The sequence below is a fragment of the Klebsiella quasipneumoniae subsp. quasipneumoniae genome (genome assembly GCF_020525925.1).
In the GTDB taxonomy this organism is placed as follows: domain Bacteria; phylum Pseudomonadota; class Gammaproteobacteria; order Enterobacterales; family Enterobacteriaceae; genus Klebsiella; species Klebsiella quasipneumoniae.
On the sequence record NZ_CP084876.1, the window covers coordinates 1,342,805 to 1,368,972 of the forward strand.

At 57.2% G+C, this 26,168-nt stretch carries 25 protein-coding genes and 1 pseudogene; 13 read left to right on the plus strand and 13 right to left on the minus strand.

The window, feature by feature from the left end; genetic code table 11:
• Position 1: 1 nt before the first annotated feature.
• Positions 2-256 (minus strand): YdgH/BhsA/McbA-like domain containing protein, encoded by a 255-nt coding sequence (locus LGM20_RS06670; RefSeq protein ID WP_044524334.1) that lies wholly within the window; start codon positions 254-256, stop codon positions 2-4.
• Positions 257-291: 35 nt separating this feature from the next.
• Positions 292-753 (minus strand): DUF6130 family protein, encoded by a 462-nt coding sequence (locus tag LGM20_RS06675; protein ID WP_032453709.1) that lies wholly within the window; start codon positions 751-753, stop codon positions 292-294.
• Positions 754-973: 220 nt separating this feature from the next.
• Between LGM20_RS06675 and LGM20_RS06680 the strand changes: the two genes are divergently transcribed.
• The gene (locus tag LGM20_RS06680) at positions 974-1,699 is read left to right on the plus strand and encodes an SDR family oxidoreductase (RefSeq protein WP_077255383.1); all 726 of its coding nucleotides are present in this window, start codon (positions 974-976) and stop codon (positions 1,697-1,699) included.
• Here LGM20_RS06680 and LGM20_RS06685 read toward each other — a convergent pair.
• The gene (locus LGM20_RS06685) at positions 1,696-2,877 is read right to left on the minus strand and encodes an MFS transporter (RefSeq protein WP_044524332.1); all 1,182 of its coding nucleotides are present in this window, start codon (positions 2,875-2,877) and stop codon (positions 1,696-1,698) included. The two genes, LGM20_RS06680 and LGM20_RS06685, sit on opposite strands and share 4 nt — an antisense overlap.
• Positions 2,878-2,950: 73 nt before the next feature.
• Here LGM20_RS06685 and LGM20_RS06690 point away from each other — a divergent pair.
• Positions 2,951-3,863: pseudogene (locus tag LGM20_RS06690) on the plus strand (LysR family transcriptional regulator).
• Between the two features lie 97 nt (positions 3,864-3,960).
• On the opposite strand, the gene LGM20_RS06695 reads toward LGM20_RS06690, so the two are convergent.
• Positions 3,961-4,134 (minus strand): YfgG family protein, encoded by a 174-nt coding sequence (locus tag LGM20_RS06695; protein WP_017900441.1) that lies wholly within the window; start codon positions 4,132-4,134, stop codon positions 3,961-3,963.
• Between the two features lie 370 nt (positions 4,135-4,504).
• On the opposite strand from LGM20_RS06695, the gene LGM20_RS06700 reads away from it, so the two are divergent.
• A complete protein-coding gene (locus LGM20_RS06700) occupies positions 4,505-6,733 on the plus strand; it encodes a sensor domain-containing phosphodiesterase (RefSeq protein ID WP_044524330.1) in 2,229 nt (742 codons plus the stop codon).
• Positions 6,734-6,787: 54 nt separating this feature from the next.
• On the opposite strand, the gene ppx is transcribed toward LGM20_RS06700, so the two are convergent.
• From ppx to purM, 4 genes are all read right to left on the minus strand, one after another.
• Complete coding sequence (gene ppx, locus LGM20_RS06705; protein ID WP_004201914.1) at positions 6,788-8,320, minus strand: exopolyphosphatase; 1,533 nt, start codon at positions 8,318-8,320, stop codon at positions 6,788-6,790.
• A 3-nt stretch (positions 8,321-8,323) separates the two neighbouring features.
• On the minus strand, positions 8,324-10,384 hold the full coding sequence (ppk1, locus tag LGM20_RS06710) for a polyphosphate kinase 1 (RefSeq protein ID WP_002913838.1): 2,061 nt from the start codon (positions 10,382-10,384) through the stop codon (positions 8,324-8,326).
• A 178-nt stretch (positions 10,385-10,562) separates the two neighbouring features.
• Positions 10,563-11,204, minus strand: a complete 642-nt coding sequence (gene purN, locus LGM20_RS06715) for a phosphoribosylglycinamide formyltransferase (RefSeq protein ID WP_023290625.1) — start codon at positions 11,202-11,204, stop codon at positions 10,563-10,565.
• Positions 11,201-12,238: a phosphoribosylformylglycinamidine cyclo-ligase gene (gene purM / locus LGM20_RS06720; RefSeq protein ID WP_004201922.1), complete on the minus strand. Its 1,038-nt coding sequence runs from the start codon at positions 12,236-12,238 to the stop codon at positions 11,201-11,203. Before purM ends, purN begins: the two co-directional genes overlap by 4 nt.
• A gap of 263 nt (positions 12,239-12,501) precedes the next feature.
• On the opposite strand from purM, the gene bglK reads away from it, so the two are divergent.
• From bglK to LGM20_RS06745, 5 genes are all read left to right on the plus strand, one after another.
• Positions 12,502-13,395, plus strand: coding sequence for a beta-glucoside kinase BglK (bglK, locus tag LGM20_RS06725; protein WP_023290623.1), 894 nt, complete (start codon positions 12,502-12,504; stop codon positions 13,393-13,395).
• Positions 13,396-13,404: 9 nt separating this feature from the next.
• The gene (locus LGM20_RS06730) at positions 13,405-14,835 is read left to right on the plus strand and encodes a 6-phospho-beta-glucosidase (RefSeq protein ID WP_023290622.1); all 1,431 of its coding nucleotides are present in this window, start codon (positions 13,405-13,407) and stop codon (positions 14,833-14,835) included.
• Between the two features lie 226 nt (positions 14,836-15,061).
• Positions 15,062-15,688, plus strand: coding sequence for a uracil phosphoribosyltransferase (upp, locus tag LGM20_RS06735; RefSeq protein ID WP_004201927.1), 627 nt, complete (start codon positions 15,062-15,064; stop codon positions 15,686-15,688).
• Between the two features lie 86 nt (positions 15,689-15,774).
• Positions 15,775-17,061: a uracil permease gene (gene uraA / locus LGM20_RS06740; RefSeq protein WP_023290621.1), complete on the plus strand. Its 1,287-nt coding sequence runs from the start codon at positions 15,775-15,777 to the stop codon at positions 17,059-17,061.
• 98 nt (positions 17,062-17,159) lie between these two features.
• Entirely contained in the window at positions 17,160-17,861 is a 702-nt protein-coding gene (locus tag LGM20_RS06745; RefSeq protein ID WP_020947395.1) for a DnaA inactivator Hda, read from the plus strand.
• Here the strand turns inward: LGM20_RS06745 and LGM20_RS06750 are convergent.
• From LGM20_RS06750 to bepA, 3 genes are all read right to left on the minus strand, one after another.
• Positions 17,858-18,781 (minus strand): Rpn family recombination-promoting nuclease/putative transposase, encoded by a 924-nt coding sequence (locus tag LGM20_RS06750; protein ID WP_023290620.1) that lies wholly within the window; start codon positions 18,779-18,781, stop codon positions 17,858-17,860. The two genes, LGM20_RS06745 and LGM20_RS06750, sit on opposite strands and share 4 nt — an antisense overlap.
• Positions 18,782-18,907: 126 nt before the next feature.
• Positions 18,908-19,267: an arsenate reductase (glutaredoxin) gene (gene arsC / locus LGM20_RS06755; RefSeq protein WP_023290619.1), complete on the minus strand. Its 360-nt coding sequence runs from the start codon at positions 19,265-19,267 to the stop codon at positions 18,908-18,910.
• 9 nt (positions 19,268-19,276) lie between these two features.
• Complete coding sequence (bepA, locus tag LGM20_RS06760) at positions 19,277-20,740, minus strand: beta-barrel assembly-enhancing protease (protein WP_004201932.1); 1,464 nt, start codon at positions 20,738-20,740, stop codon at positions 19,277-19,279.
• Positions 20,741-20,791: 51 nt separating this feature from the next.
• Between bepA and LGM20_RS06765 the strand changes: the two genes are divergently transcribed.
• Together LGM20_RS06765 and LGM20_RS06770 are read left to right on the plus strand one after the other, a co-directional pair.
• Entirely contained in the window at positions 20,792-20,908 is a 117-nt protein-coding gene (locus LGM20_RS06765; RefSeq protein ID WP_032429201.1) for a hypothetical protein, read from the plus strand.
• Positions 20,909-20,962: 54 nt separating this feature from the next.
• Positions 20,963-22,027, plus strand: a complete 1,065-nt coding sequence (locus tag LGM20_RS06770; protein ID WP_004201933.1) for an AI-2E family transporter — start codon at positions 20,963-20,965, stop codon at positions 22,025-22,027.
• Between the two features lie 60 nt (positions 22,028-22,087).
• Here LGM20_RS06770 and bcp read toward each other — a convergent pair whose 3' ends face one another.
• A complete protein-coding gene (bcp, locus tag LGM20_RS06775; RefSeq protein WP_004201935.1) occupies positions 22,088-22,558 on the minus strand; it encodes a thioredoxin-dependent thiol peroxidase in 471 nt (156 codons plus the stop codon).
• Positions 22,559-22,561: 3 nt separating this feature from the next.
• Positions 22,562-23,128 (minus strand): glycine cleavage system transcriptional repressor, encoded by a 567-nt coding sequence (locus tag LGM20_RS06780; RefSeq protein ID WP_002913804.1) that lies wholly within the window; start codon positions 23,126-23,128, stop codon positions 22,562-22,564.
• A gap of 153 nt (positions 23,129-23,281) precedes the next feature.
• Here LGM20_RS06780 and dapA point away from each other — a divergent pair, with 153 nt between their 5' ends.
• The 3 genes from dapA to purC all read left to right on the plus strand — a co-directional run bounded on the left by dapA (position 23,282) and on the right by purC (position 26,153).
• Positions 23,282-24,160 carry a 4-hydroxy-tetrahydrodipicolinate synthase gene (gene dapA, locus LGM20_RS06785; RefSeq protein WP_023290616.1) on the plus strand — a complete coding sequence of 293 codons (879 nt, stop codon included), beginning with the start codon at positions 23,282-23,284 and terminating at the stop codon, positions 24,158-24,160.
• 16 nt (positions 24,161-24,176) lie between these two features.
• Complete coding sequence (bamC, locus tag LGM20_RS06790; RefSeq protein WP_044524328.1) at positions 24,177-25,211, plus strand: outer membrane protein assembly factor BamC; 1,035 nt, start codon at positions 24,177-24,179, stop codon at positions 25,209-25,211.
• A gap of 228 nt (positions 25,212-25,439) precedes the next feature.
• Entirely contained in the window at positions 25,440-26,153 is a 714-nt protein-coding gene (gene purC / locus LGM20_RS06795) for a phosphoribosylaminoimidazolesuccinocarboxamide synthase (protein WP_002913801.1), read from the plus strand.
• Positions 26,154-26,168: the final 15 nt, after the last annotated feature.

Genomic DNA, 26,168 nt, shown 5'->3' on the forward strand with positions numbered 1-26,168 from the left:
CTCAACGGTAAATATCTGCGGTGCCCGACAGGGTGTTGTTCCCCCCGGCGGAGGTAATGCGAAACGCACCGGCGCCCGCTTTAACGGCTTTGGCCTGCAGTTTCGCCTCCAGATCCGCCAGCGACGTTGCGCCGCTGCTGTCGGAAACGGTGCCAATTTTTTGCAGCCCCTGAGGCTGGTTAATTTCCCGGGCAGCGAAAGCGGAAGACGCCATTGCGGCGGAGAAGGTCAGAACAGCAATCAGTAATGCTTTCATGGTTAAGATCCTCAAAAATAAGTGACTGGTGGCGTTCAGTGCATAACCGCAGCATGCGGCGGTACGATGAATTCGACGGTCTTGCGATCAACAGGTTTATGGGTTGGATCGGCGAGAATAAGGGTCACCTTGTGATGACCGGCAGGCAGGCCCACCAGAATAACCGGCTCGCCGCTGGCGTCGGCCCAGTGCCAGGGGTTGTCATCCACGATGACGTGGATATGGCCGATGCGCGGCGCCACTTTCAGCGCCTCGGGCCCGAACACCGGTTCAATACGCATGTTCTCGGCGCGGTATTGAATAAAGACCGCACCTTTACTCAGCGGGCCCGCCAGCGGCGGATCCACAATCAGTGTTGCCGGTGGCTGGGGCTGTTCGGGCGGTGCAACGGCGGCGGGGCCGTTAACATCCGCGGCGCTGAGTCCGCTAAGCGGTGCAGCCCAGGCGCAGCCTGATGTCAGCGCGAACAGCGTGAAGAGTAAATGTGGACGTATCATCGGGGTATCTCCTCATCGGGTCATCAATGGCGACAGCCTCATAAAACCATTTTTATGTATCGGGTCTGTTTGCTGTGGGCGGCTTTTTTGTATGGCTGCGTAAGCAGGGCGGCGTGGATACAGTGCGATACATTCCGCGCATGCGAAGGGCTGTATCTGCTGGCATGGTGTCTGCAGAGGCACCCGGGTGGGTGCTACAGCAAACAGGAGAATGACCATCATGAATCACGAAAAGGTAGCGTTGATTTTCGGCGGCGCGCGCGGTATCGGGGCGGCCATTGCGGCGCGACTGGCGCACGAGGGCTATCGGGTTGCCATCACCTGGGTATCACGCCCGGATCGGGCGCAGGCGCTGGTCTCAACGATTGAGCAACGGGGCGGTCAGGCGATAGCCATTGAAGCCGACAGCGCAGACCCCAGGGCTATCCAGGCCGCGGTGGATAAGACATTACGGCACTACGGCAGGCTGGATGTCGCGGTGGTAAATGCGGGCGTGCTGCGTCTCGGTACCCTTGAGGCCTATTCGCTGGACGATCTGGATACCACCCTGGCCGTCAACGTGCGTGGTGTCTTCCTTGCCATTCAGGCGGCGGTTAAGCCGATGGCGGAAGGGGGGCGTGTGATCACCATCGGCAGTAATACCGCGGTGCGTACCGGCCATGTGGGCAGTAGCGTGTATGCCATGAGTAAAGCGGCTGTCGCCTCAATGGTGCAGAACCTTGCGCTGGATCTGGCGCCACGGCGCATCACGATTAACAACATCCAGCCGGGGCCCATCGCCACCGATATGACTGCCGGAATGGCGGAGCAGATCGTCGGGCGCATTCCCTTGCAGCGTATGGGCGAACCGGACGAAATCGCCTCGCTGGCGGCCTGGCTTGCCGGTGAATCGTCCGGCTACATGACGGGTACAAGCCTGACCATCGACGGTGGCTTTGTGCTCTAGTCGCTAAGGGCAGGGATACCCTCAGCCTGGTGCGATGCCTGCCCCTTGACGATAGCCACCGCCAGTACGGCAATCAGCAGCGTTAACCCCCACGACAGCCACATCGCCCCGATCGTCCCTAAAGCCCGGTTCAGCCACGCATAGGCCAGCGGGGAGGCCGCCGCCATCAGCTGGGCCGGGATCAGCAGCACCCCGGTGCGTCTGGCGTACGCTTCAGGGGCAAACAACTGCAGCGGCAGCGTGGCTTTGACGATGGTCACCAGCCCGTTAATCGCCCCGTAGCCCAGCACAAAACCGGCGGCTGACCAGAGAAAAAGCGAGCTACTCAGGCCGAGCATAAAGCACACCGGCATAGCCAGCGCGGTAAGCAGCGTCAGGCGAAGCGGGGTGAGCCCCGCCCCGGCCACCACCTCCAGAAACCGTGCACCAGTCTGTCCAACGCCCCATAACATGCCGACGGCAACCGGCAGACCGACGCTTATGATAAATTCCGGCAGATGGGTGGAAGTGCCATTAGAGACAAAGGTGATCAGCGCGATAAACGCGGCGTACAGCCAGCCGTTTCGCCGATCCCGTACCGCGGCAGGGGCGGCGGGTTTATTGACGATAAAGCCTGTTTTATTGGGTAGCGACAGGGTTAACGCGGCGCTTAGCAAGCCGAACAGGGCATAGATCAGCAGTGCTTCCCGCCAGCTCATGGCCGCGAGCAGAGCCTCCCCCAGCGGCCAGAACACCACCGAGGCCAGCCCACCCGTCAGGGTTATGCGGGAGATCGTCCGTCGCGCCTGCTTGCCGTAGAGATTAACCAGCGCGGCAAACAGCGCGTCATACAGCGACAAACGCATGCCGATGCCGGTCAACAGCCAGGCGCTGTACCAGGCGACAAGCGAGTGTGCGTCAGCCATAAGCAGACAACCGACGGCGAGCAGCAGGGAGCCTGCCATCACCACGCGTTGCCCGCCAGCACGCGACAGCAGCCGGGCGACAAACGGCGAGAGGGTGGCCATCACCAGCATGGCGAGCGTCAGGCCTGAGTAGATTTGTGGGGATGACCAGCCGGTATCTGCCGACATCGCCCCGGCAAAGGTGCCGGGCATATAAAAAGAGATACCCCAGTTGATCAGTTGCTGAGCGCCCGCCGTGAAGGCGAGGCGTCGGGGAATAGCCGGTGTTTCCATGGTTTTTCATTCCGTTAAGACAGTTGTCCTGAGCATACCCGGCAGGCTATTGTTCTGGCAGAGCGGCCACCTTATGCGCGGTATAAGAGAAACTTTGCATGACAACACTGAACCTGGGAAACCTGGCGACCTTCCGGCTGGTCGTACAGCGCGGCAGCTTCTCCGCCGCCGCCGACGCGCTGGGGATCTCCCAGCCTGCCGTTAGCCTGCAGGTGCGTCAGCTGGAGCAATTTTTACAGACTCGGCTGCTGGAGCGCACCGGGCGTGGGATCAAGGCGACGGCGGCGGGTATGGCGCTGCTGGCCCACAGCGAGCAGATCGATCGGGCGGTGAATAGCGCGGTGCAGTCGGTCAGCGCATTTAGCCAGGAAGTTAATGGCTCGTTGACGCTGGGGACCGGCGCGACGGCATGCATTCATCTTCTTCCGCCGCTGCTGCAGCATCTTCGTCAGCAGCACCCGCTGTTGACGGTGGGGGTGACCACCGGCAACACGCTGGATATCGTCCGGGCGGTGGAGGAAAACCGGCTCGATCTTGGACTGGTTACCCTGCCCGTGCAGGGGCGCAGTCTGGCAGTGACCGCAGTGGTTGACGAGGAGTTCGTGGTCATTCATCCCAGCCACGAGGCGGGGATCCCGGCGGTGTGCACCCCTGAAGCGCTGCAGGCGCTGCCGCTCATTGCCTTCGAGGCGGGCAGCGGCACGCGGGATCTGATTGACCGCTGGTTCCGTTCGGCGGGCCTGGCGGTCACGCCGGTGATGCAGCTGGGAAGCATCGAGGCGATCAAACGCATGGTGCGGGCCGGGCTGGGCTACAGTATTGTGCCCCGCATGGCGGTGGAGCAGGCGGAGGATCGCTGTGGCTTAACGGTACATTCTCTGGCCCCGTCGCTGTACCGTCAGCTGGCGGTTGTCATGCGTCAGGATAAAGTGATTACCAAAGGAATGGCGGAAATGCTGCGTCTGCTACAGGCCGTGCGCTTATAAATCGCCAGCGGCAACACATGCCTCGTCAGGGATAGAGTCTCGAAAACGGGCGTCTCTGACAGCGGTTGGGGGCGCACCCGGCATCGGGCTCAACGGGTTACTCGCGGGCGGAAGGCTCGACGGTGAGCGTTGACTCCTGCGACGCTTTTTTATCCTGGTGATGGTACCAGGCGCCAATGGAGGAGTAGACAAAGCGTCCAAAGAAGAAGAGAAAGCTGATAAGCAGTACGATACGGGTCATGCGACGGTTAAATCGATGTCGTTTACGCATACTGGGTGCCTGACTCACAAAAGGTTCCTTGAAGTATACCCGAAGATGGGCGATGGGGGTATTAAGGCACAGGAACGAGGTGGGGTCAATTGATGCAGATGTAAAAGTGCGGCAGTGAAAACATTAATTAATGTTATATAAGATAATCGGCGTATTTACATGCTCACTTTATTAGCCAAGGAATGGTGAAAAAATAAGTTTTATTAATGTTGGTGTCAGCATTTGTTGATTTATATCAACAGCCTCATTCTCTTGGCCACTAAAATCAGCGGACGTTACCGTATCGTTATTACTTATGCGGTCAGCATGGGGTGGTTGGATGCCTGCCTGAATATGCCTCGCAGGAGCAGAGGCTCTCTGTAGAGCACCTATGAATTTATTAAAATACTATCAACAATATCGCGACAAATGGTGGGCCTTACCGCTTCTCCTGCCTGTGCTGTTATTACCCCTTGCCAGAGGGATGAATACATATACCGTGCTGAATGGTCACATGGTTTATCTTTATTATCTTCCCCTGGCGCTGGTGCTCAGCCTGATGATGTTTTTCGGCTGGGCGGCGATCCCCGGTATTATCGTTGGCCTGCTGCTTACGCTGGCCCGGGGCATGACGCCGGAACAGGCCTTTGGCGTACTGTTCCATTTTCTGATCCCCTGCGTACTCTGCTGGGGCGGATACCGCATCTTTGTTCCCCAACGGCAGCAGGTATCGCATGGTAACGTCAGACTGATGCCGCATCGTTTGTTCTGGCAAATGCTGCTCCCTTCGGTCATTTTTCTGATTCTGTCGCAGATCGCCGAGTTTCTGGGGCTGCATCCGCGCACAACGGAGATGACCGGCATCTCGCCGTTTAGTTTACGGTCGTTAATCACCTTTCAGGCGCTGATGGTAGGGTGCCTGACCGGCGTGCCCTTATGTTATTTACTGCTGCGGGTAATTCGTAACCCTTTTTATTTGCGCGGATTTATTTCTCAGGTTCGCTTACAAATTGATCCAAAAATAAAAAAAATTGAAATCATCAGCTGGGTGGCGATATTAATCCTGCTGCTGGGGCTATTATTGATGCCGCTTAATGATAGCAGCACTATATTTAGTACAAATTATACATTATCCTTACTGATGCCGGTGATGCTGTGGGGGGCGATGCGTTTTGGCTATCGCTTTATCTCGCTGATCTGGACGCCGGTACTGATCGCCGTGATCCATTTTCATTACCGTTATTTACCCATTTATCCAAGTTATAACACTCAGCTGGCGATCACCTCGTCAAGCTATCTGGTGTTCTCGTTTATTGTCGCCTATACGGCGATGCTGGCGACACAGCAGCGGCTGATCTACGCCCGCGTCCGACAGATGGCCTTCCTCGACCCGGTGGTACATATGCCGAATCTGCGGGCGCTGAGCCGGGCGCTGAACGGCGCGAGCTGGTCGACGCTCTGTTTTTTGCGTATTCCTGAGCTTGAGCTGCTGGGCCGCCACTACGGGGTGCTGTTGCGCATTCAGTATAAGCAAATGCTGGCGAATCACCTGCGTGCGCTGCTGCAGCCGAACGAAGCGGTATATCATCTTGCCGGTCACGATTTAGTGTTTCGTCTCAACAGCGAAGGGCACCAGGCGCGCATTCACTTAATTGAGCGCTCCCTGCGACAGTTCCGTTTTCACTGGGACGGGGTCCCCCTGCAGCCGCGGATCGGCATGAGCTATTGCAACGTCCGCTCGCCGGTGAAGCATCTGTATTTGCTGCTTGGCGAGCTGAACACGATTGCCGACATGTCGCTGGCCAGCGGCCATCCGGAGAATTTGCAGCGCCGCGGCGCCGGGCATGTCCAGCAGGATCTGAAAGACAAAGTGGCGATGATGAACCGCATCCTCAAGGCGCTGGAGCAAGACCATTTTGTCCTGATGGCGCAGCCTATCCAGGGTATTCGCGGCGACAACTACCATGAAGTGTTGTTGAGGATGAAAGGGGAGTCGGGGGAGCTGACAGGGCCAAACGAGTTCCTGCCGGTGGCGCACGAGTTTGGGTTGTCCACGCGCGTGGATCAGTGGGTCATTGAGCACACCCTGGCCTTTATGGATGCCAACCGGCGGGCGCTGCCCGGTCTGCGGCTGGCGATCAACCTCTCTCCGGTCTCGCTGAGCCGCAGTCAGTTTCCCGAGGAGGTGGAAAACCTGCTGCAGGCCTATAACATTGAGCCATGGCAGATTATCTTCGAGCTGACCGAAAACTATGCGCTCAGCAACCCCGAGCTGGTTTGCCAGACATTAGAGCGTCTGCGGGCGCTGGGCTGCCGGGTGGCGATCGATGATTTTGGTACCGGCTACGCCAGCTATGCGCGGTTAAAAACGATGAACGTCGATATTCTTAAAATCGACGGCAGCTTTATTCGCAATCTGCTCGCCAGCAGTCTTGATTACCAGGTGGTGGACTCTATCTGTCGTCTGGCGCGGATGAAGAACATGCAGGTGGTGGCCGAATATGTCGAGTCGCCGGAGATACGCCAGGCGGTTATCGCGCTGGGGATAGATTATATGCAGGGCTATGATATTGGCGTCCCGGTACCTCTGGCGCAGCTGGCGGAGGGGATGAGCGCCTGAAGCGGTAAAAAGCCGGGCGCGATGGCCCGGCTCGAATGCTATCCACAGAGGCGATCAGGCGTCTGGCTCTTCTTCCGCAATCTTCAGCAGCCACTCCGGCACACCTTCCCAGTACTGCTGCTCTTTTTCCAGATCCAGCAGCACCAGCGCATTCTGGCTAAACCAGTTGTGCGGGAAGGTCAGCGTCCAGTGGTGAGCTTCCGTCTGCAGCCGTAGCGTCGGCGGCGTTGTGGTGGCCTGACGCTGGTTATTCAGCAGCACGCCGAGGCGCAGCAGCTGGATCAGCGGCAGAAACTGCTTTTTCCTGAACAGCGTAAAGCGCGGCAGGTCGTCGAGTTTTATCGCTTTGCGATGATAGCGCACCAGCGTGGCCATCAGCATCTGCTGCTCCTGGTTGAAGCCCGGCAGGTCGCTGTTCTGCAGAATGTAGGCCGAGTGGCGGTGCATGCCGCTGTGGTTAATATTCAGGCCCACCTCATGGAGCATCACCGCCCACTTCAACAGCGCCGCGAGGTGTGGATTGGCCAGCTTCGGATTCTGCTCCTGCCACTGCTCCAGCATAAGGGTGGTGGTTTCCAGCACCCGGCGCGCCTGTTCGCGATCGATGTTGTACTGATTCGCCAGACTCTGCGCCGTGCGGCTACGAATATCCTGGTGGCGGAAACGGCCTTCCATTTCGTACAGCACGCCTTCACGCAGCGCGCCATCAGACAGACGAAGCTCTTTAATGGCTAACGCGTCAAACACGCCGCACAGGATCGCCAGCCCCGGGGCAAAGACCGCTTTACGGTCTTCCGAGAGGCCGGGCAGGCTGAGCGCGTCGAAGTTTTTATGCTTCAGCAGCTCACTGACCAGCATTTCGAGGCGTTCCGGCGTAATAAACCCGTCCTTCTCGCCCATCGCCACCAGCACTTCCTGGGCGGCTTTAATGGTGCCGGAGGCGCCCAGCGCCACGGTCCAGCCCTGAATACGGAACTGCCAGGCCAGGGTTTCCAGCTTTTGTACCGCCGCCAGGCGAGCGCGCTGAAAATTTTCTTTATTGATCGTCCCGCCCGGGAAGTAGGCTTGGGAGAAACTCACGCACCCCATGCGGCGGCTTTCCACCAGGCGGGGCTCAAAATCTTCACCGATGACCAGCTCGGTCGAACCGCCGCCGATATCAATCACCAGCTTACGGCCGCGCTCCGGCTGCGTGTGCTCCACGCCCATAAATATCAGGCGCGCTTCTTCGTTACCGGAGATGATCTCGATCGGGTAGGGGATCACTTTTTCCGCGCGTTTAAGAAACTCCGCCGCATTGGTCGCCTGACGCAGCGTATGCGTCCCGACGATGCAGACGCTGGAGGGAGAAAATCCCTGCAGGCGTTCGGCAAACAGCGACAGGCAGTTCAGCCCGCGGGTCATGGCTTCTTCGCTCAACACCGAGTTTTCATCGAGGCCATCGGCCAGATGTACGCGCTGTTTCAGGCGTCCGATGATCTGCATGGCGCCGTCGACGACACGGGCGATCACCATATGAAAACTGTTCGAACCAAGGTCAACCGCAGCGAACTCCTGCGGTCGAGGGGTTTTTTCGTTTATTGGCATAGGTTAGTCGGGTTGTTCGAGTGATTTGAGATAATCGTAAATCGCCATCTGAGCGCGCACTTTACGGCGATTGCCGCGCGGCACATAGCGATTACTCAGTTCTTTATCAAGATAGCGCGCTTTTACCGTATCGTTGAACAGGATATCAAAAATATCCAGCACCCGCTGTTTCAGGCGCGGGTCGAGCAGCGGGGCGGCAACTTCGATACGATAATCGATATTACGCGTCATCCAGTCGGCAGAGGAGAGCCAGACCTGCTTATCGCCACCGTTTTCAAAACAGTAGACCCGGTCGTGCTCGAGGAAACGGTCCACAATGCTGATGACGCGAATATTTTCGCTGATGCCTTCCAGACCGGGGATCAGCGAGCACATGCCGCGGATCAACAGGTTGACCGGCACGCCGGAGCTGGAGGCGGCATACAGTCTGTCCACCAGCCCTTTGTCCACCAGGTTGTTCAGCTTCAGGGTAATACCGGACGGTTGCCCGTTCTGCGCATTAGCGATCTCGCGGTCGATCATCTCATACAGCAGACGACGCGAGTTCTGCGGCGACACCAGCAGGTAATCGAAGCTAACCGGGCGGTAGGGGTTTTCAATAAAGTTAAACACCCGGCGGACTTCATTGGTAATGCGCGCATCGGCGGTTAACAGCGAATAGTCGGTATAGATCCGCGCGGTCTTCTCGTTGAAGTTACCGGTGCCGATGTGGGCGTAGCGCACCACCTCATCGCCTTCTTTACGCGAGATAAGGAACAGCTTGGCGTGGATCTTCAGGCCCGGCGCGGAGAAGATAACGTGAACGCCCGCTTCCGTCAGGCGTTTCGCCCAGTGAATGTTGGCCTCTTCGTCAAAACGCGCCTGCAGCTCCACCACCACGGTGACTTTTTTACCGTTGTGGGCGGCGTGGATCATCGCGTCGATGATGCGCGAATCCTTGGCCACGCGGTAGATGTTGATTTTGATCGCCAGTACGCTGGGGTCGAACGAGGCCTGGCGAAGCAGCTCCAGCACATGCTCAAAAGTATGATAGGGGTAGTAGAGCAGCACATCGCGTTCGCGAATGGCGTCGAAGCCGTTGCGGAATTTATCAAACCACAGATGACGCAGGCGCGGCATAGGTTTATTGACCAGATTGGCCTTACCCACGTTCGGGAAGCCGATAAAGTCTTTAAAGTTGTGATAGCGGCCGCCCGGCAGCATTGAGTCATAGTTGGAGATGGAGAGCTTATCGCGCAGCATTTCGACCATCGCGTCCGGCATATCGCGCTGGTAGACGAAGCGAACCGGCTCGGCGGTCAGGCGCTGTTTCAGGCTGGAGGACATCAGCTCCATCAGGCTCGACTCCATCTCATGCACCAGATCGTACTCGGCGTCACGGGTCATTTTCATCGAGTAGGCGTTCAGCGCATCGTAATCAAAGAAGCCTTTAAAGATGTCGTCCAGGCAATAGCGCAGAATGTTATCCAGCAGGATCATTGGCTTACGGCGACGAGGCGCTTCCGGCGGCAGGTTTACGAAGCGCGGGACCTTATCCGACGGAATTTCCAGCAGGGCATAGTTGATGTTTTCCCCGCGGATAATCTCCACCGCCAGATAGGTGTAATCATCTTTCAGAAACTGCACGAGGTCCGTTTCGCGGTTAATCAGGATCGGCGAGATATGCTGGCGCAAATACTGTTTAAAGTAGTTGCGCAGCCAGGCCTGCTGATTGACGGACAGCTGACGCTCATTGATCAGGAAGATCTGGTTGCGCGCCATCTCCAGCAGCAGTTCGTTATACAGACTATCGAATTCCTGATCGGCCTTCAGAACGCGGGCCTGGATTTTGCCTAACAGGTGGCGAGAATGGGCGGTACTGCCTTGTTCTTCACTGATAATAATCCGGCGCTTAAGCTCAGCGAAGCGCACTTTGTAAAACTCATCAAGGTTGTTGGAGTAGATCCCTAAGAAGCGCATGCGCTCAATCAGTGGGTTACTCTTGTCCGCCGCTTCCTGCAGCACGCGCTCGTTAAAAGACAACCAGCTGAGTTCTTTTTCGATGTATAGCTTTTCCTGGCCCATTACCGCTCACACTCCGTTTTACTCACAGGACGTAGACTATTATGACGAATTTTTCTGCATAGCGATTTACTGTGTCACAACTATATGACAGTAAGAAGAATTATTTCTGTGAGATGTTTGATTAATAAACAATTTTAATTAAAAAAAGCCCCGCGATGGCGAAAGGCGGGGCTGTTGTTCATTCTTCAGCGGCATAGCCCTGGGGGGGAAGCTGTCGTTCATCCAGCCAGGCGTGGTTGCCCTCCATGCGCAGACGTCCCTCGACGAACCAGCTTATCACCAGCGGATAAATGGCATGTTCCTGGGTCTGAACCCGCGCCGTGACCTCTTCCTCGCTGTCGCCAGCAAAGACCGGCACTTTGGCCTGCAGGATAACCGGACCGCCGTCCAGCTCGTCGGTGACGAAGTGCACCGAGGTCCCATGCTCCTCGTCACCGTTTTCCAGCACCTGGCGATGGGTATGCAGGCCAGGATACTTCGGCAGTAACGAAGGGTGGATGTTCAGCAGACGTCCCTGATAGTGGCTGACGAAGGCGGGGCTCAGGATACGCATATAGCCCGCCAGCACCACCAGATCCGGGGCGTAGGCGTCAATTTCATGCATCAGCTGACGATCGAACGCTTCCCGGTCGGCAAACTGACTTTGCGCCAGCGCGTGGGCCGGGATCCCGGCCGCGCGCGCGCGCTCAAGGCCGAACGCATCGGCCTTGTTACTGAATACCGCACGCAGGGTGCCGTTGATCTGTTTCCGGCCGCAGGCGTCGATGATCGCCTGCAAATTACTGCCGCTACCGGAAATCAGCACCACAATGTTTTTCATGCAATGACCACACGCTGTTCGGAATCGGAGGCTTTGATATACCCGATTTTCCACGCGTTTTCACCTTTCTCGTTCAGCAGGGCAATGGCCTTGTCTGCTTCTGCAGCCGGCAGGGCGATAACCATCCCCACGCCGCAGTTAAAGGTACGGTACATCTCATGCTGGCTGACGTTACCGGCGGTTTGCAGCCAGTTGAAGACGGACGGCCACTGCCAGGAAGACTCATCAATCACCGCCTGGGTGTTGTCCGGCAGCACGCGCGGAATATTTTCCCAGAAGCCGCCGCCGGTCAGATGGGCGATGGCGTGGACGTCAACGCTGGCAATCAGGTCGAGAACCGATTTCACATAGATGCGGGTCGGCGCCAGCAGATGGTCGGCCAGCGGTTTGCCGTCAAGGTCGGTGGTCTGCGGGTCAACGCCGCTAACTTCAATAATCTTACGCACCAGCGAATAGCCGTTAGAGTGCGGGCCGCTGGAGGCCAGCGCCACCAGCACGTCGCCGTCAGCGACTTTGCTGCCGTCGATGATTTCTGATTTTTCCACCACCCCGACGCAAAAACCCGCCACGTCGTAATCTTCGCCGTGGTACATCCCCGGCATCTCTGCGGTCTCACCGCCCACCAGCGCGCAACCGGACTGCAGGCAGCCTTCGGCGATGCCGTTGATGACGCTGGCTGCGGTATCGACGTCCAGTTTACCGGTGGCGTAATAATCAAGGAAAAACAGCGGCTCAGCGCCCTGAACCACCAGGTCGTTCACGCACATGGCGACAAGGTCGATGCCGATGGTGTCGTGACGCTTCAGATCCATTGCCAGACGCAGCTTGGTACCGACGCCGTCGGTGCCGGAGACCAGTACCGGCTCGCGGTATTTCTGCGGCAGTGCGCACAGCGCGCCGAATCCGCCCAGTCCACCCATCACTTCCGGGCGACGGGTTTTCTTCACCACGCCCTTAATACGGTCGACGAGAGCGTTGCCTGCATCAATATCCACGCCGGCATCTTTATAGCTGAGAGAGGTTTTGTCGGTCACTGCGAAGTCTCCACGCGTTTGCGGTAAGCAAGAAAAATCGGCGCAATTCTAACAGGGAAAGCAAACGTTTGCGAGCCTGCTTTACAGTCGGCGTAAAACCGTTGGCGGATGGTCAAATTTGATACTGCTCACGAAAATGAAACCGGGTACAGCCTTGTGCTTGCCTCAGTGTCAGGGAATCCTCATCATACGAATGAAACCGGTTTCTGTGGTTGGCCGCCGTGTGGATCACCGGTGCATTATGCTCGACAGGGGAGGGATGAATGAAGATTGCGGCATTTGATATCGGCGGCACCGCGCTAAAGATGGGCGTCATGACCCGCGACGGCAGGCTGTTGGAAACCGCGAAGCAGTCAATCAATGACAGCGATGGCGATCATATCTTACAGACCATCCTGTCGTGGCTGGCGGCCCACCCGTCGTGCGAAGGTATAGCCATCAGCGCGCCGGGCTATGTCGATCCGCACAGCGGCTTTATCACCATGGGCGGCGCTATCCGTCGATTTGATAACTTCGCCATGAAATCGTGGCTCGAGACGCGAACCGGGCTGCCGGTCTCGGTGGAAAACGACGCCAACTGTGTGCTGCTGGCCGAGCGCTGGCAGGGCAAAGCGGCGGAAATGGCCAATTTTCTGGTGCTCACTATCGGCACTGGCATCGGTGGAGCGATTTTTTGCCAACATCAGCTGATCCACGGGGCGCGTTTTCGCGCCGGTGAGTTCGGCTATATGCTTACCGATCGTCCCGGCGGACGCGATCCCCGTCGCTACTCGATGAATGAAAACTGCACCCTGCGGGTGCTTCGCCATCGCTATGCGGAACATATTGGCGCACCGCTGGATAGCGTCACTGGCGAAATGATTTTTGACCGCTACGACGCCGGCGACCCGGTTTGCCAGCGTCTGGTCGCCGAGTTCTTCAATGGCCTGGGCCATGGCCTTTATAACCTCGTCAATATCTTCGATCCGCAGACTATTTTTATCGGCGGCGGCATTGTGGAACGCCCTGGATTTCTGACGCTGCTGCGCCAGCATCTGGCCTGGTTCGGCATTGCCGACTATCTCGATACCGTCAGTCACGGCAATGATGCCGGCCTGATTGGCGCGGTTTACCATTTCAATCAGCACTATCGTTCGCCTGGCGACGATCGACCTTAGGGAGAGATTATGTCCGGATTTAAAGAAGGTTTTCTGTGGGGCGGCGCGGTGGCGGCGCATCAGTTAGAGGGCGGCTGGCAGGAGGGGGGCAAGGGGGTCAGCGTGGCGGATGTCATGACCGCCGGCGCCCACGGGGTGCCGCGGGAAATCACCGACGGCGTGGTAGCGGGGAAAAACTACCCGAACCATGAGGCGATCGATTTTTATCATCGCTACCCGCAGGACCTGGCGCTGTTTGCCGAAATGGGATTTAAATGTTTCCGCACCTCGATTGCCTGGACGCGTATTTTCCCGCAGGGCGATGAACAGGAGCCGAACGAGGCTGGCCTGCAGTTTTATGACGATCTGTTCGACGAATGTCTGAAACACGGTATTGAACCGGTCATTACGCTGTCGCATTTTGAAATGCCCTATCACCTGGTCACCGAGTACGGCGGCTGGCGTAACCGCAAGCTGATCGACTTTTTCGTGCGCTTCGCCAGGGTCGTCTTCACCCGCTACCAGCATAAAGTGAAGTACTGGATGACCTTCAATGAGATCAACAACCAGGCCAACTACCATGAGGACTTTGCCCCCTTCACCAACTCCGGTCTGAAGTATGTGCCGGGTGAAGATCGGGAACCGGTGATGTACCAGGCCGCACATTATGAGCTGGTGGCCAGCGCCCTGGCGGTGAAAGCGGCGCGCGAGATCAACCCTGCTCTGCAGATAGGCTGCATGATCGCCATGTGTCCCATCTATCCGCTGACCTGCGCGCCGGACGATATGATGATGGCGATGAACGCCATGCACCGCCGGTACTGGTTCACCGACGTCCACGTGCGCGGCCGCTATCCGCAGCATCTGCTCAACTATTTTGCCCGCCGCGGCTTTAGCCTGGACATGACCGAAGCCGATCGTCAGGCGTTAACCGAAGGCTGTGTCGACTACATCGGCTTTAGCTACTATATGTCCTTCGCCACCAAAGCCACCGAAGATAACCCATTGCTCGATTATGATGAAACCACCAGCCTGGTCTCCAACCCGTACGTGAAAAAGTCGGACTGGGGCTGGCAGATAGATCCGGTTGGCCTGCGCTATTCGCTGAACTGGTTCTGGGATCACTATCAGCTACCGCTGTTTATTGTCGAAAACGGTTTTGGCGCGATCGATGTTCGTGAAGCGGACGGCAGCGTGGATGACCAGTACCGTATCGATTATCTCTCCGCCCATATCGCGGAGATGAAAAAGGCGGTGGTCGAAGATGGTGTTGACCTGATGGGCTATACCCCGTGGGGCTGTATCGATCTGGTTTCCGCCGGCACGGGGGAGATGAAAAAACGCTACGGCTTTATCTACGTGGATAAAGATAATGAAGGCAACGGCACGCTGGACCGCAGTAAGAAGAAGTCGTTCGACTGGTATAAGAAGGTGATTGCCAGCAACGGGGAGCAGCTATAATTTCCCGATGGCGCTGCGCTTATCGAGCCTGCGTGGTTTCCAGTCCGGGTAAGCGTTAGCGCCGCCCGGCAGAACCCCGCGCTAAAACCGGAGCCTCGTCTCCGGTTTTTTTGTCTCTAAATCACTTTGCTTGATATACGTCAAGCAAGATGGGTATGGCCTAATCCGAAAAAAGCGGTATAATCCCGCGATTTTTTTTGTGGCTGCCCCTCAGAGGAGAAAGAGAATGAAGATTGTGGAAGTCAAACACCCACTCGTCAAACACAAGCTGGGCCTGATGCGCGAGCACGACATCAGCACCAAACGCTTCCGTGAACTCGCCTCAGAAGTGGGCAGCTTACTGACTTATGAAGCCACCGCCGATCTGGCAACCGAGAAAGTGACCATCGAAGGCTGGAACGGCCCGGTGGAAGTTGAGCAGATCAAGGGCAAGAAAATTACCGTCGTGCCTATCCTGCGCGCAGGCCTCGGCATGATGGAAGGGGTGCTTGAGCACGTGCCAAGCGCGCGTATCAGCGTGGTGGGTATTTATCGCAATGAAGAAACCCTTGAGCCGGTACCTTACTTCCAGAAGCTGGTGTCCAACATCGATGAGCGTATGGCGCTGGTGGTTGACCCGATGCTGGCCACCGGTGGGTCGATGATCGCCACTATCGATCTGCTGAAAAACGCCGGCTGCACCAGCATCAAGGTGCTGGTGCTGGTGGCGGCGCCGGAAGGGATTGCCGCGCTGGAGAAAGCGCACCCGGACGTTGAGCTGTATACCGCCTCTGTCGATAAGGGACTGAACGAACACGGGTACATCATTCCCGGTCTCGGCGATGCCGGCGACAAGATCTTTGGTACGAAATAATCGAATAACGATAAATAAGCCGACTTTGAGAGTCGGCTTTTTTTTGAATAAAACACACATAACTAACCATCTCAGAGGAAAACACTATGACGCGCCGTGCTATCGGGGTGAGTGAAAGACCGCCGCTTTTACAGACTATCCCGCTTAGTTTGCAGCACCTGTTTGCCATGTTCGGCGCAACGGTGCTGGTGCCAATCCTGTTCCACATCAACCCGGCCACCGTGCTGCTATTCAACGGTATTGGTACGCTGCTGTACCTCTTTATCTGTAAAGGCAAAATCCCGGCGTATCTGGGATCGAGTTTCGCCTTTATCTCTCCGGTGCTGCTCCTGCTGCCGCTGGGCTATGAAGTGGCGCTGGGCGGTTTCATTATGTGCGGCGTGCTGTTCTGCCTCGTCTCCTTTATTGTCAAAAAAGCCGGTACCGGCTGGCTGGATGTGATGTTCCCCCCGGCGGCGATGGGGGCCATCGTGGCGGTTATCGGTCTGGAGCTGGCAGGCGTGGCGGCCAATATGGCCGGGCTGCTGCCAGCCGACGGCCAGTCACCGGACAGCAAAACCATTATTATCTCGATGGTAACCCTGGCGGTGACGGTGTTTGGTTCGGTCCTGTTCCGCGGCTTCCTGGCGATTATCCCGATCCTGATTGGCGTTCTGGTGGGCTATGCGCTGTCGTTTGTGATGGGAGTGGTTGATACCACCCCGATCGCCGAAGCGCACTGGTTCGCGCTGCCAACCTTCTACACGCCGCGTTTTGAATGGTTCGCCATCTTCACCATTCTGCCCGCTGCGCTGGTGGTGATTGCCGAGCACGTCGGTCACCTGGTGGTGACGGCCAATATCGTCAAACGCGATCTGATCCGCGACCCGGGCCTGCATCGTTCGATGTTTGCCAATGGCCTGTCGACGATCATTTCCGGCTTTTTCGGCTCGACGCCTAACACCACCTACGGGGAAAATATCGGCGTGATGGCGATTACCCGCGTCTACAGCACCTGGGTTATCGGCGGCGCGGCGATCATTGCGATTCTGCTCTCCTGCGTCGGCAAACTGGCGGCGGCGATCCAGATCATCCCGGTGCCGGTGATGGGCGGCGTGTCGCTGCTGCTGTACGGGGTGATCGGCGCCTCGGGGATCCGCGTACTGATTGAATCGAAGGTGGATTACAGCAAAGCGCAGAATCTGATCCTCACCTCCGTGATCCTGATCATCGGCGTCAGCGGTGCCAAAGTGCACATTGGCGCCGCTGAGCTGAAAGGGATGGCGCTGGCCACCATCGTCGGTATCGCGCTCAGCCTGATTTTCAAGCTTATCAGCGTCCTGCGTCCGGAAGAGGTGGTTCTCGACGCCGTGGATAGCGAAGAGGTTAAATAACGATCGCCTGACCGGGCGGCGATCCCGCCCGGTTCTCTCCTGACCTAAATCTGTGATAAACTCTTCGCGTTTTTCTGTAAGCCTATGTTGAGGTCCATCTGAACGCACCGGCACAGCTCTCTTTGCCACTGTATCTTCCTGACGACGAAACCTTCGCGAGTTTCTGGCCGGGTGATAATCCTTCTCTACTTGCTGCCCTCCAGAACGTACTGCGCCAGGAACACAGCGGGTATATTTATATCTGGTCACGTGAAGGGGCGGGTCGCAGCCACCTGTTACACGCCGCCTGCGCCGAGCTTTCCCAGCGCGGGGATGCCGTAGGCTACGTGCCGCTGGATAAACGCACCTGGTTTGTGCCGGAGGTGCTGGAGGGGATGGAACAGCTGGCCCTGGTCTGCATCGATAACATCGAGTGCGTCGCCGGGGATGAGCCCTGGGAAATGGCCATCTTTAATCTCTACAACCGGATCCTGGAATCAGGTAAAACCCGGCTGCTGATCACCGGCGACCGGCCGCCGCGGCAACTGAATCTTGGTCTGCCGGATCTTGCCTCGCGGCTTGACTGGGGGCAGATCTATAAGCTGCAGCCGCTGTCGGATGAAGACAAACTGCAGGCCCTGCAGCTGCGCGCCAGACTGCGCGGCTTCGAGATGCCGGAGGACGTGTGCCGCTTCCTGCTGAAGCGGCTGGATCGCGAGATGCGCTCGCTATTTATGACCCTCGATCAGCTGGATCATGCCTCGATTACCGCTCAGCGCAAGCTGACGATCCCCTTCGTGAAAGAGATCCTTAAACTCTAGTCCGCCTGCGGAGTCAGTTCCTCCTCCGTCAGCCCGGTCAACCGGGCGACCAGGTCGCGCGCCAGGCCACTGTGTAGCATAGCGGCGGCGATACGCTGCGCCTCTTCTTTCCGGCCTTCCTGACGGCCCTGCGCCAGTCCCTGCGCCAGGCCCCGCTCCAGACCCTGCTGTTCCAGATATTCCGCAATTGTCATCAACGTCTCCTTGTGCTGCGGCGTACGTAACGCCAGCTCGCGAATGAACTTGATCGGCTCTCGCGCATTGCCTGCCTGCACCAGATAGTGCATCAGGGCTTGTACCTGCGATTCCGTCGCCAGACCAGTCAATAATAATTCGCTCAGTTTGTCGAGGAGCTGCGCCAGATCGCGTTGTCGAATATGTTTTTGCAGTAACTCCAGCGTCGCCATGCGCTGGTGGGTGGCAATGTCGTCATCCGGAATGACGGTAATGTCCGCCAGCGGAAACGCCCCATGATAAAGGTGGCCGGCCAGCTCCGGAGCGACGAATTCATCGAGCCAGCGCAGTGAGAACGGGTAGGGGCTTACCAGACCGTGGTAGAAGAGAACAGGGATCACCAGCGGCAGCCGATCGTGGCCGGCATCAAGGTGGCGCTGCATGGCGGCGATGGCGTAGCGCATCAGACGAAAGGCCATATGCCGGTCGGGCGTGCTCTGGTGTTCGATAAGCGCATAAATATAGCCGTCTCCCGCCGTGGTTTTCAGGGAATACAGAATGTCGGCGTAAAAGGGACGCAGATCGTCTTCGACAAAATGCCCGGACTCGAGATGCAGCGTACGCAGATCGCACACTTTAAGCAGCGTCTCGGGCAGGTACAGCCGCAGAAAATCGCGGGCGGTATCAGGGTGGGAGAGATAGGTCTTAAATACGGCATCGTGAGGCGTTGAGGTTGGTTTTTTCATGTTCATCCGTCCAGTGGATTGAGCGTTAGATGAACAGTAGCACTGCAAGACGGGCGGGAGGGATTGGCGTGGAAGATCTGGAATCAGCTACGTAAAAAAAGCGCCGCGTAGCGCGGCGCGGGTGGCTTAGCTCACGATCTCAAGGACCTGCTCCGGTGGTCGGCCAATACGCGCCTGGCCGCGGCTGACGACAATTGGGCGTTCGATGAGCTTAGGGTTGTCGACCATCGCCTGTATCAGCGCGGCGTCGCTGAGCGCCGGGTTGGCAAGATTGAGCGATTTATACAGATCCTCTTTCTGGCGCATGAGCTCGCGGGGGCTCTCCATACCCAGCAGCTGCAGCAGTTGACGCAGCGTCCCGGCATCCGGTGGCGTCTCAAGATAAAGCACCACCTCAGGATCGATGCCGTGGCTCTTCAACAGGCTCAGCGTTTCGCGGCTCTTCGAGCAGCGTGGGTTATGGTAAATTTTTACCGCGTCGGTCATGGGGTCTCCTTACATTTTTTGGTAGGGGCGGAAGCGGGCCTGTAGCTCACGTAGCTGGTCGATGCGGGCATCGTAGCGGGCCTGCTGCAGACTACCGAGTTTCACTTGCGAGCTGGCGCTGCTGAGCAGGGAAATCGCCTGTTCCAGCTGGCCGACCAGCGCCATGCTTTCTGCCCGCGCCGCCAGCTCCTGGTCGCGATTGCCCAGGGCGCCTTCCGCCTGCGCCAGCAGGTCCCAGCCGTTGCCATCCTCTTTATAGGTAAAGGTATAACGATTCAGGATGGTCGCCGCTTCCCCGGGCTGTCCGCCCTGCAGGAGGGCGTTGGCCAGGTTCAACTGCAGCACCGGATTGGTGCGCAGTTCACGAGCGTTTTTAAGGCGGTTGATGGCGTCGCCGGTTTTCTTCTGTCCGAGGTCGATATCGGTGGCCAGATCGAGATACCAGGGATTTTGCGGATCGGCGCTGAGCAGCGGCTGCAGCGTTTTGCGCGCCTGGTCAAAGTTGTTGCTTTCCATCGCCAGCAGGGCGCGGCCATACTGCGCGGCATGCTGCTGGCGGATATTGCCTTTATCCCAGGCGTTGAGCAGATCGGTGCCTAGCTTATTGTCGCCGTTGGTGTACATTCCGAGGGTACGCGCCTTCGCCAGATAGAAGTCCGCTGAGGACTGCACGACAACCGGGCGCATCTGGTTGGCGCGGTTACGAGCATCGGCAAGCCGGCTTTCCGGCAGGGGGTGGGTGAGCAGCATTTCCGGCGGCCGCGTTGAGTAGCGCGATTCATCAAGCAGTTTACCCATAAACATCGGCATGGCCTGCGGGTCGAATCCTGAGCGTTGCAGAACCTGAATACCGATCCGGTCGGCCTCTTCTTCGTTCTGACGGGTGAAGCTGATCATGCCCTGTTGGGTGCCGGCCAGCGTCCCGGTCAGCGCCGCCATCCCGGCCTGCGGGCTGGCCATCGCCAGCAGAATTGAACCCAGCGCGCCGACCCAGGTCAGCGGCGCATTGCGTTTCTGATCTTCCATTGCGCGGGCGAGATGCCGCTGCGTAACGTGGGAAATTTCGTGCGCCATGACAGAGGCCAGTTCGCTCTCGTTATCGGAGTAGCGGAACAGGGCGGAGTGGAGGACCACATTGCCGCCGAAGAAGGCGAAGGCGTTAATTTGGTCGTTATTAATCAAATAGAAGTGGAATGGGGTGCGTACCGAATTCGCATGCGAGACCAGACGCATGCCCAGCCCGTTGATATATTGCACCAGCAGAGGGTCGTTGATCAGCGGCGCGCTGCCGCGCAGCTGGCGGACGTAGTAATCCCCCATCTGCATTTCCTGACCAATCGACAACGTGCTTCCTGCGGAGGTCCCCATGTCCGGCAGGGTATCTGCGGAGTCAGCAAAAGCAGGGCCTAACGAACCCAGCGTCAGCGACGCGATCACGGTCGCCACCAGCGTTTTCTTCAACTGCCTGAACATAACCTCTGTCCTGTAATGTGGGTGTGCCAGTTTGACCGATTGTGCGACGCAATGTTCCCTGGCCGCATCCCAGCGAGTTTAGCTGGCGTTAGACGCATTGAAAATAGGTTCTTCACGGCGGAGACGGGTTTGTCTGCTGCGCATCAAAAAGCGAAGTCTTTTTTGTGACATTTCGATACAATTCCCCCGTTTGTCGCCGCGTTGCGCTTCAGGGAAGGTTTTATGCTCGAGATGTTAATGCAGTGGTACCGCCGTCGATTCAGCGACCCTGAGGCGATAGCGCTGCTGGTTATTTTGCTTGCCGGTTTCGGCATCATGTTCTTTTTCAGCGGCCTGCTGGCCCCGTTACTGGTGGCTATCGTGCTGGCCTATCTGCTGGAGTGGCCGACCGTTCGCCTGGAGCGCATCGGCCTGTCGCGCACCTGGGCGACCTCGCTGGTGCTAATCCTCTTTGTGGGTATTCTGCTCTTGCTGGCCTTTGTGGTGCTGCCGGTGGCCTGGCAGCAGGGGATCTACCTTATCCGCGATATGCCGGGCATGCTTAACAAGCTCTCTGATTTCGCCGCCACGCTGCCGCGGCGCTATCCGGCGTTGATGGATGCCGGCATCATCGATGCGATGGCGGAAAATATGCGCACCCGGATGCTGACGGTGGGCGACTCGGTGGTCAAGTATTCTCTCGCCTCGCTGGTGGGGCTGCTCACGCTGGCGGTCTATCTGGTGCTGGTGCCGCTGATGGTCTTCTTCCTGCTGAAGGATAAAGAGCAGATGCTCAACGCGGTACGCCGCGTGCTGCCGCGAAACCGCGGTCTGGCCGGGCAGGTGTGGAAGGAGATGAACCAGCAAATCACCAACTACATTCGCGGTAAGGTGCTGGAGATGATTGTCGTCAGCGTCGCCACCTGGATTGGCTTTATCCTTTTCGGCCTCAACTACTCGCTGCTGTTGGCGGTGCTGGTGGGCTTCTCGGTGCTGATCCCCTATATCGGCGCGTTTGTGGTGACCATTCCGGTGGTAGGGGTGGCGCTGTTTCAGTTTGGCGCAGGCACCGAGTTCTGGAGTCTGTTCGCGGTCTATCTGATTATTCAGGGACTGGATGGTAACCTGCTGGTACCGGTGCTGTTCTCGGAAGCAGTGAATCTGCACCCGCTGGTGATTATCCTGTCGGTGGTGATCTTTGGCGGTTTGTGGGGATTCTGGGGAGTCTTCTTCGCCATTCCGCTGGCCACGTTAATTAAAGCGGTGGTGCATGCCTGGCCGGATGGTCTGGTCGTCGACGACGACTAAGGCATTGAGGATAAAAAAAGACGCCGGGCGAGGTTTTCTCCCCCGGCGTCTTGCTTTGCATCAGGCGTTTTCTTTCAGCCAGTTCAACACCACGTCGTGGTGATTGCTGGTTTTGAAGTCATCAAAGACGTGTTCGATTTTGCCATCGGCATCGACGAGGAAGCTGATACGGTGGATCCCGTCGTAGGTTTTCCCCATAAAGGATTTTTCGCCCCAGACGCCAAACTGCTCGCAAACCTGATGGTTTTCATCAGACAGCAGCGTAAAGTTCAGCAGCTCTTTTTCGGCGAAACGGGAGAGCTTTTCCGGTTTATCGGTGCTGATGCCCAGCACTTCCACACCGGCTTTTTTCAGGTCGTCCATATTATCGCGCAAGCCGCACGCCTGGACGGTGCAGCCCGGGGTCATGGCTTTCGGGTAAAAATAAACCAGGACACGCTGTCCCTGGAAGTCGGTTAAATTTACTTCCTCGCCGTCCTGGTCCGGTAAGCTAAATTTCGGTGCAAGATCACCGGCTTTCAGTGGGGTCATGGGTTAAACTCCATCCTGTTCATCATGCTGTGAATAATTAACGATGTTAATACTGCCTTGTGCGTTGAGTTCTGTACATAGGGCTTTGAACGCTTGTTCGATATTTGCTGCATTTTGCGTCGCAGGGCTGTGAGCCGTTATCTGGATAAAAAGCTGCGCGGAATCGCCGTCTCCCGGCTGCGTGCGGGACACCAGTTCCGCGATATTCATATTCCATGTATCGCACAGGGCAGTGAAGCGCTCGATGATATGCGGTGAGTCCGGCACCTCAACCTGGACCCAGACGGTGTTTGGCATGGCCTGCGGCGGGCGCGCGGTGGTGCGTTTCATCACGATCAACAGCTCCAGCTCCGCGCCTTTCAGCGGCAGGGTTGATTCGATCAGGTTAATCGCATTCCACGAACCGGAAAGCAGCATGATAAACGTAAACTCATCACCGAGCATGGCCAGCCGGCTGTCTTCGATATTACAACCGCAGCTGCTGACGTGGCGAGTGATCGTATTCACGATGCCGGGACGGTCAGCCCCCAGGGCGGTAATAACCAGATAGTGTTGTAATGAGGCTGTCAAACCTGTTCTTCCTTTAAAAAGGTGAGGTAACATTAGGAAAGCATAAAAAAAACCGCCATACAACATCCCTGATGGCGTCGGGTCTCTTGCTTTTATTGCAGCTCCAAACGTAACATTGAGAATCTTGTCGCACTTCTGCTCTGAGGATGGCCCATGTTCACGGGAAGTATTGTAGCGCTTGTCACGCCGATGGATGAAAACGGTAATGTCTGCCGGACAAGCCTGAAAAAACTGATTGATTACCATGTCGCCAACGGAACCTCGGCGATCGTTTCGGTAGGGACTACCGGTGAATCCGCAACGCTGAGCCATGAAGAGCATGGCGACGTGGTGATGATGACGCTGGAACTGGCTGACGGGCGTATCCCGGTTATCGCGGGAACGGGAGCCAATGCAACCGCAGAGGCGATTAGCCTGACCAAACGTTTTAACGACAGCGGCGTAGTCGGCTGCCTGACGGTCACTCCTTATTATAACCGTCCGACCCAGGAAGGCCTGTTCCAGCACTTTAAAGCTATCGCCGAACATACTGACCTGCCGCAAATTCTGTATAATGTGCCGTCCCGTACCGGTTGCGATATGCTGCCGGAAACCGTTGGCCGTCTGGCGCAAATTAAAAATATTGTCGGTATTAAGGAAGCAACAGGGAACTTAAGTCGTGTTCACCAGATCAAAGAGCTGGTTTCAGACGACTTTATTCTGCTGAGCGGTGACGATGCGACCGGTATGGACTTTATGCAGCTCGGCGGCGTGGGCGTGATTTCCGTTACCGCCAACGTGGCGGCGCGCGAAATGGCCGACATGTGCCGTCTGGCGCTGGCGGGTCAATTTGCCGAAGCCCGGGCGATTAACCAGCGTCTGATGCCATTGCATACAAAATTATTTGTCGAACCCAATCCTATCCCGGTGAAATGGGGATGCAAGGCGTTGGGTCTTGTGGCGACCGATACGCTGCGCTTGCCGATGACGCCTATCACCGACCAGGGTCGTGAAGCCGTTACCGCCGCGCTGAAGCATGCCGGTTTGCTGTAAAGTTTAGGGAGATTTGATGGCTTACTCAGTACAGAAGTCGCGCCTGGCGAAGGTTGCGGGTGTTTCGCTGGTTCTACTCCTCGCGGCCTGTAGTTCCGACTCGCGCTATAAGCGTCAGGTGAGCGGTGATGAGGCCTATTTACAGGCGTCACCGTTGAGCGAACTTCACGCGCCGGCGGGGATGATCCTGCCGATTCAGGTGGGTGATTACAATATTCCGGTGGCCAACAGCACCGGCGCGGTCGGCAAGGCGCTGGACATTCGCCCGCCGGCGCAGCCGCTGGCATTGGTTAGCGGCGCCCGCACCCAGTTCAACGGCGATACCGCGACGCTGATGGTCGAAAACGGCCGCAGCGGTTCGCTGTGGGCGCAGGTTACCAGCATTCTTCAGTCGAAGAACTACGTTATCGCCAAGCGCGATGATGCGAGCCAGACGCTGAACACCGACTGGGTTGAGTGGAACCGTCTTGATGAAGATCAGCAGTATCGCGGTCGTTATCAAATCTCCGTCAAACCGCAGGGCTATCAGCAAGCGATTGTGGTCAAGCTGGTGAATCTGGAGCAGGCGGGTAAACCGGTTGCCGATCCGGCGTCACTGCAGCGCTACAGCACCGCCATGCTGAACGTCATTTCGGAAGGCCTGGACATGAACGCCACCAGCGCCCAGAACGCCGCTCAGCGCAGCGCGGGCGCCACCTTCGACGTGCAGAGCGCTGCCGACGATACTGGCCTGCCAATGCTCGTCGTTCGCGCGCCGTTTAACATGGTGTGGCAGCGTCTGCCGGGCGCCCTCGAGAAAGTGGGGATGAAAGTGACCGACAGCACGCGCTCTCAGGGCAGCATGGCGCTGACCTACAAGCCGCTGTCTGACAGCAGCTGGCAGGAGCTGGGCGCACGCGACCCGCAGCTGGTCTCCGGTGACTACAAACTTCAGGTCGGCGACCTCGATAACCGCAGTAGCCTGCAGTTCATCGACCCGAAAGGCCACACCCTGACGCAGTCGCAAAATGACGCTCTGGTAGCCGTATTCCAGGCCGCATTTAACAAGTAATCAAAAGGGCTGGAGCAATCCGGCCCTTTTAATATATAGTGACGCAAACGTGTGCGTATACACATCATCCTTCAAATTGCCTCTTTGTTGGCCGCCTTCGTTCAACCCAGTCACTTACTTTTGTAAGCTCCTGGGGATTCGCTCAGTTGCCGCCTCGATGCACTTTGAATGATTTTGTGTATAGGTGGAAACGTATTTTTAGGCTCAATATCACTGGAGTAGTGAAAGATGAAAAAGCAAGCTGAGTTGTATCGTGGTAAGGCGAAGACAGTATACAGCACCGATAATCCGGACCTGCTGGTACTGGAATTCCGTAACGATACGTCAGCAGGTGATGGCGCGCGCATCGAGCAGTTCGATCGTAAAGGCATGGTGAATAACAAGTTCAACCACTTCATTATGAGCAAACTGGCAGAAGCGGGCATCCCTACCCAGATGGAAGCGCTGCTCTCCGATACCGAATGCCTGGTGAAAAAACTGGATATGGTGCCGGTGGAGTGTGTGGTGCGTAACCGTGCGGCAGGCTCGCTGGTAAAACGTTTAGGCATTGAAGAAGGTATCGAGCTGAATCCGCCGCTGTTCGATCTGTTCCTGAAAAACGATGCCATGCACGATCCGATGGTCAACGACTCCTACTGCGAAACCTTCGGCTGGGTGAGCAAAGAGAATCTGGCGCGGATGCGCGAGCTGACCTACAAAGCTAACGACGTGCTGAAAAAATTGTTCGATGACGCCGGTCTGATTCTGGTGGACTTTAAGCTGGAGTTTGGTCTGTTCAAAGGCGAAGTGGTGCTGGGCGATGAGTTTTCGCCGGACGGCAGCCGCCTGTGGGACAAAAACACCCTTGATAAAATGGACAAAGACCGCTTCCGCCAGAGCCTTGGCGGCCTGATCGAAGCCTACGAAGAAGTGGCTCACCGCCTGGGCGTTAAGCTCGACTAACTCGCCCGCCGCCAG

Excerpts from the sequence above, each read along its gene's own strand:
- LGM20_RS06750 (WP_023290620.1), bottom strand. The coding sequence starts at position 18,781 with ATGAAAAAACCAACCTCAACGCCTCACGATGCCGTATTTAAGACCTAT.
- LGM20_RS06670 (WP_044524334.1), bottom strand. The coding sequence starts at position 256 with ATGAAAGCATTACTGATTGCTGTTCTGACCTTCTCCGCCGCAATGGCG.
- LGM20_RS06770 (WP_004201933.1), top strand. The coding sequence starts at position 20,963 with ATGCTCGAGATGTTAATGCAGTGGTACCGCCGTCGATTCAGCGACCCT.
- bcp (WP_004201935.1), bottom strand. The coding sequence starts at position 22,558 with ATGACCCCACTGAAAGCCGGTGATCTTGCACCGAAATTTAGCTTACCG.
- ppk1 (WP_002913838.1), bottom strand. The coding sequence starts at position 10,384 with ATGGGCCAGGAAAAGCTATACATCGAAAAAGAACTCAGCTGGTTGTCT.
- upp (WP_004201927.1), top strand. The coding sequence starts at position 15,062 with ATGAAGATTGTGGAAGTCAAACACCCACTCGTCAAACACAAGCTGGGC.
- bamC (WP_044524328.1), top strand. The coding sequence starts at position 24,177 with ATGGCTTACTCAGTACAGAAGTCGCGCCTGGCGAAGGTTGCGGGTGTT.
- LGM20_RS06685 (WP_044524332.1), bottom strand. The coding sequence starts at position 2,877 with ATGGAAACACCGGCTATTCCCCGACGCCTCGCCTTCACGGCGGGCGCT.
- LGM20_RS06695 (WP_017900441.1), bottom strand. The coding sequence starts at position 4,134 with ATGCGTAAACGACATCGATTTAACCGTCGCATGACCCGTATCGTACTG.
- ppx (WP_004201914.1), bottom strand. The coding sequence starts at position 8,320 with ATGCCAATAAACGAAAAAACCCCTCGACCGCAGGAGTTCGCTGCGGTT.
- uraA (WP_023290621.1), top strand. The coding sequence starts at position 15,775 with ATGACGCGCCGTGCTATCGGGGTGAGTGAAAGACCGCCGCTTTTACAG.
- dapA (WP_023290616.1), top strand. The coding sequence starts at position 23,282 with ATGTTCACGGGAAGTATTGTAGCGCTTGTCACGCCGATGGATGAAAAC.
- LGM20_RS06680 (WP_077255383.1), top strand. The coding sequence starts at position 974 with ATGAATCACGAAAAGGTAGCGTTGATTTTCGGCGGCGCGCGCGGTATC.
- LGM20_RS06730 (WP_023290622.1), top strand. The coding sequence starts at position 13,405 with ATGTCCGGATTTAAAGAAGGTTTTCTGTGGGGCGGCGCGGTGGCGGCG.
- LGM20_RS06765 (WP_032429201.1), top strand. The coding sequence starts at position 20,792 with ATGTTCCCTGGCCGCATCCCAGCGAGTTTAGCTGGCGTTAGACGCATT.
- LGM20_RS06700 (WP_044524330.1), top strand. The coding sequence starts at position 4,505 with ATGAATTTATTAAAATACTATCAACAATATCGCGACAAATGGTGGGCC.
- bepA (WP_004201932.1), bottom strand. The coding sequence starts at position 20,740 with ATGTTCAGGCAGTTGAAGAAAACGCTGGTGGCGACCGTGATCGCGTCG.
- purN (WP_023290625.1), bottom strand. The coding sequence starts at position 11,204 with ATGAAAAACATTGTGGTGCTGATTTCCGGTAGCGGCAGTAATTTGCAG.
- LGM20_RS06675 (WP_032453709.1), bottom strand. The coding sequence starts at position 753 with ATGATACGTCCACATTTACTCTTCACGCTGTTCGCGCTGACATCAGGC.
- bglK (WP_023290623.1), top strand. The coding sequence starts at position 12,502 with ATGAAGATTGCGGCATTTGATATCGGCGGCACCGCGCTAAAGATGGGC.
- purC (WP_002913801.1), top strand. The coding sequence starts at position 25,440 with ATGAAAAAGCAAGCTGAGTTGTATCGTGGTAAGGCGAAGACAGTATAC.
- arsC (WP_023290619.1), bottom strand. The coding sequence starts at position 19,267 with ATGACCGACGCGGTAAAAATTTACCATAACCCACGCTGCTCGAAGAGC.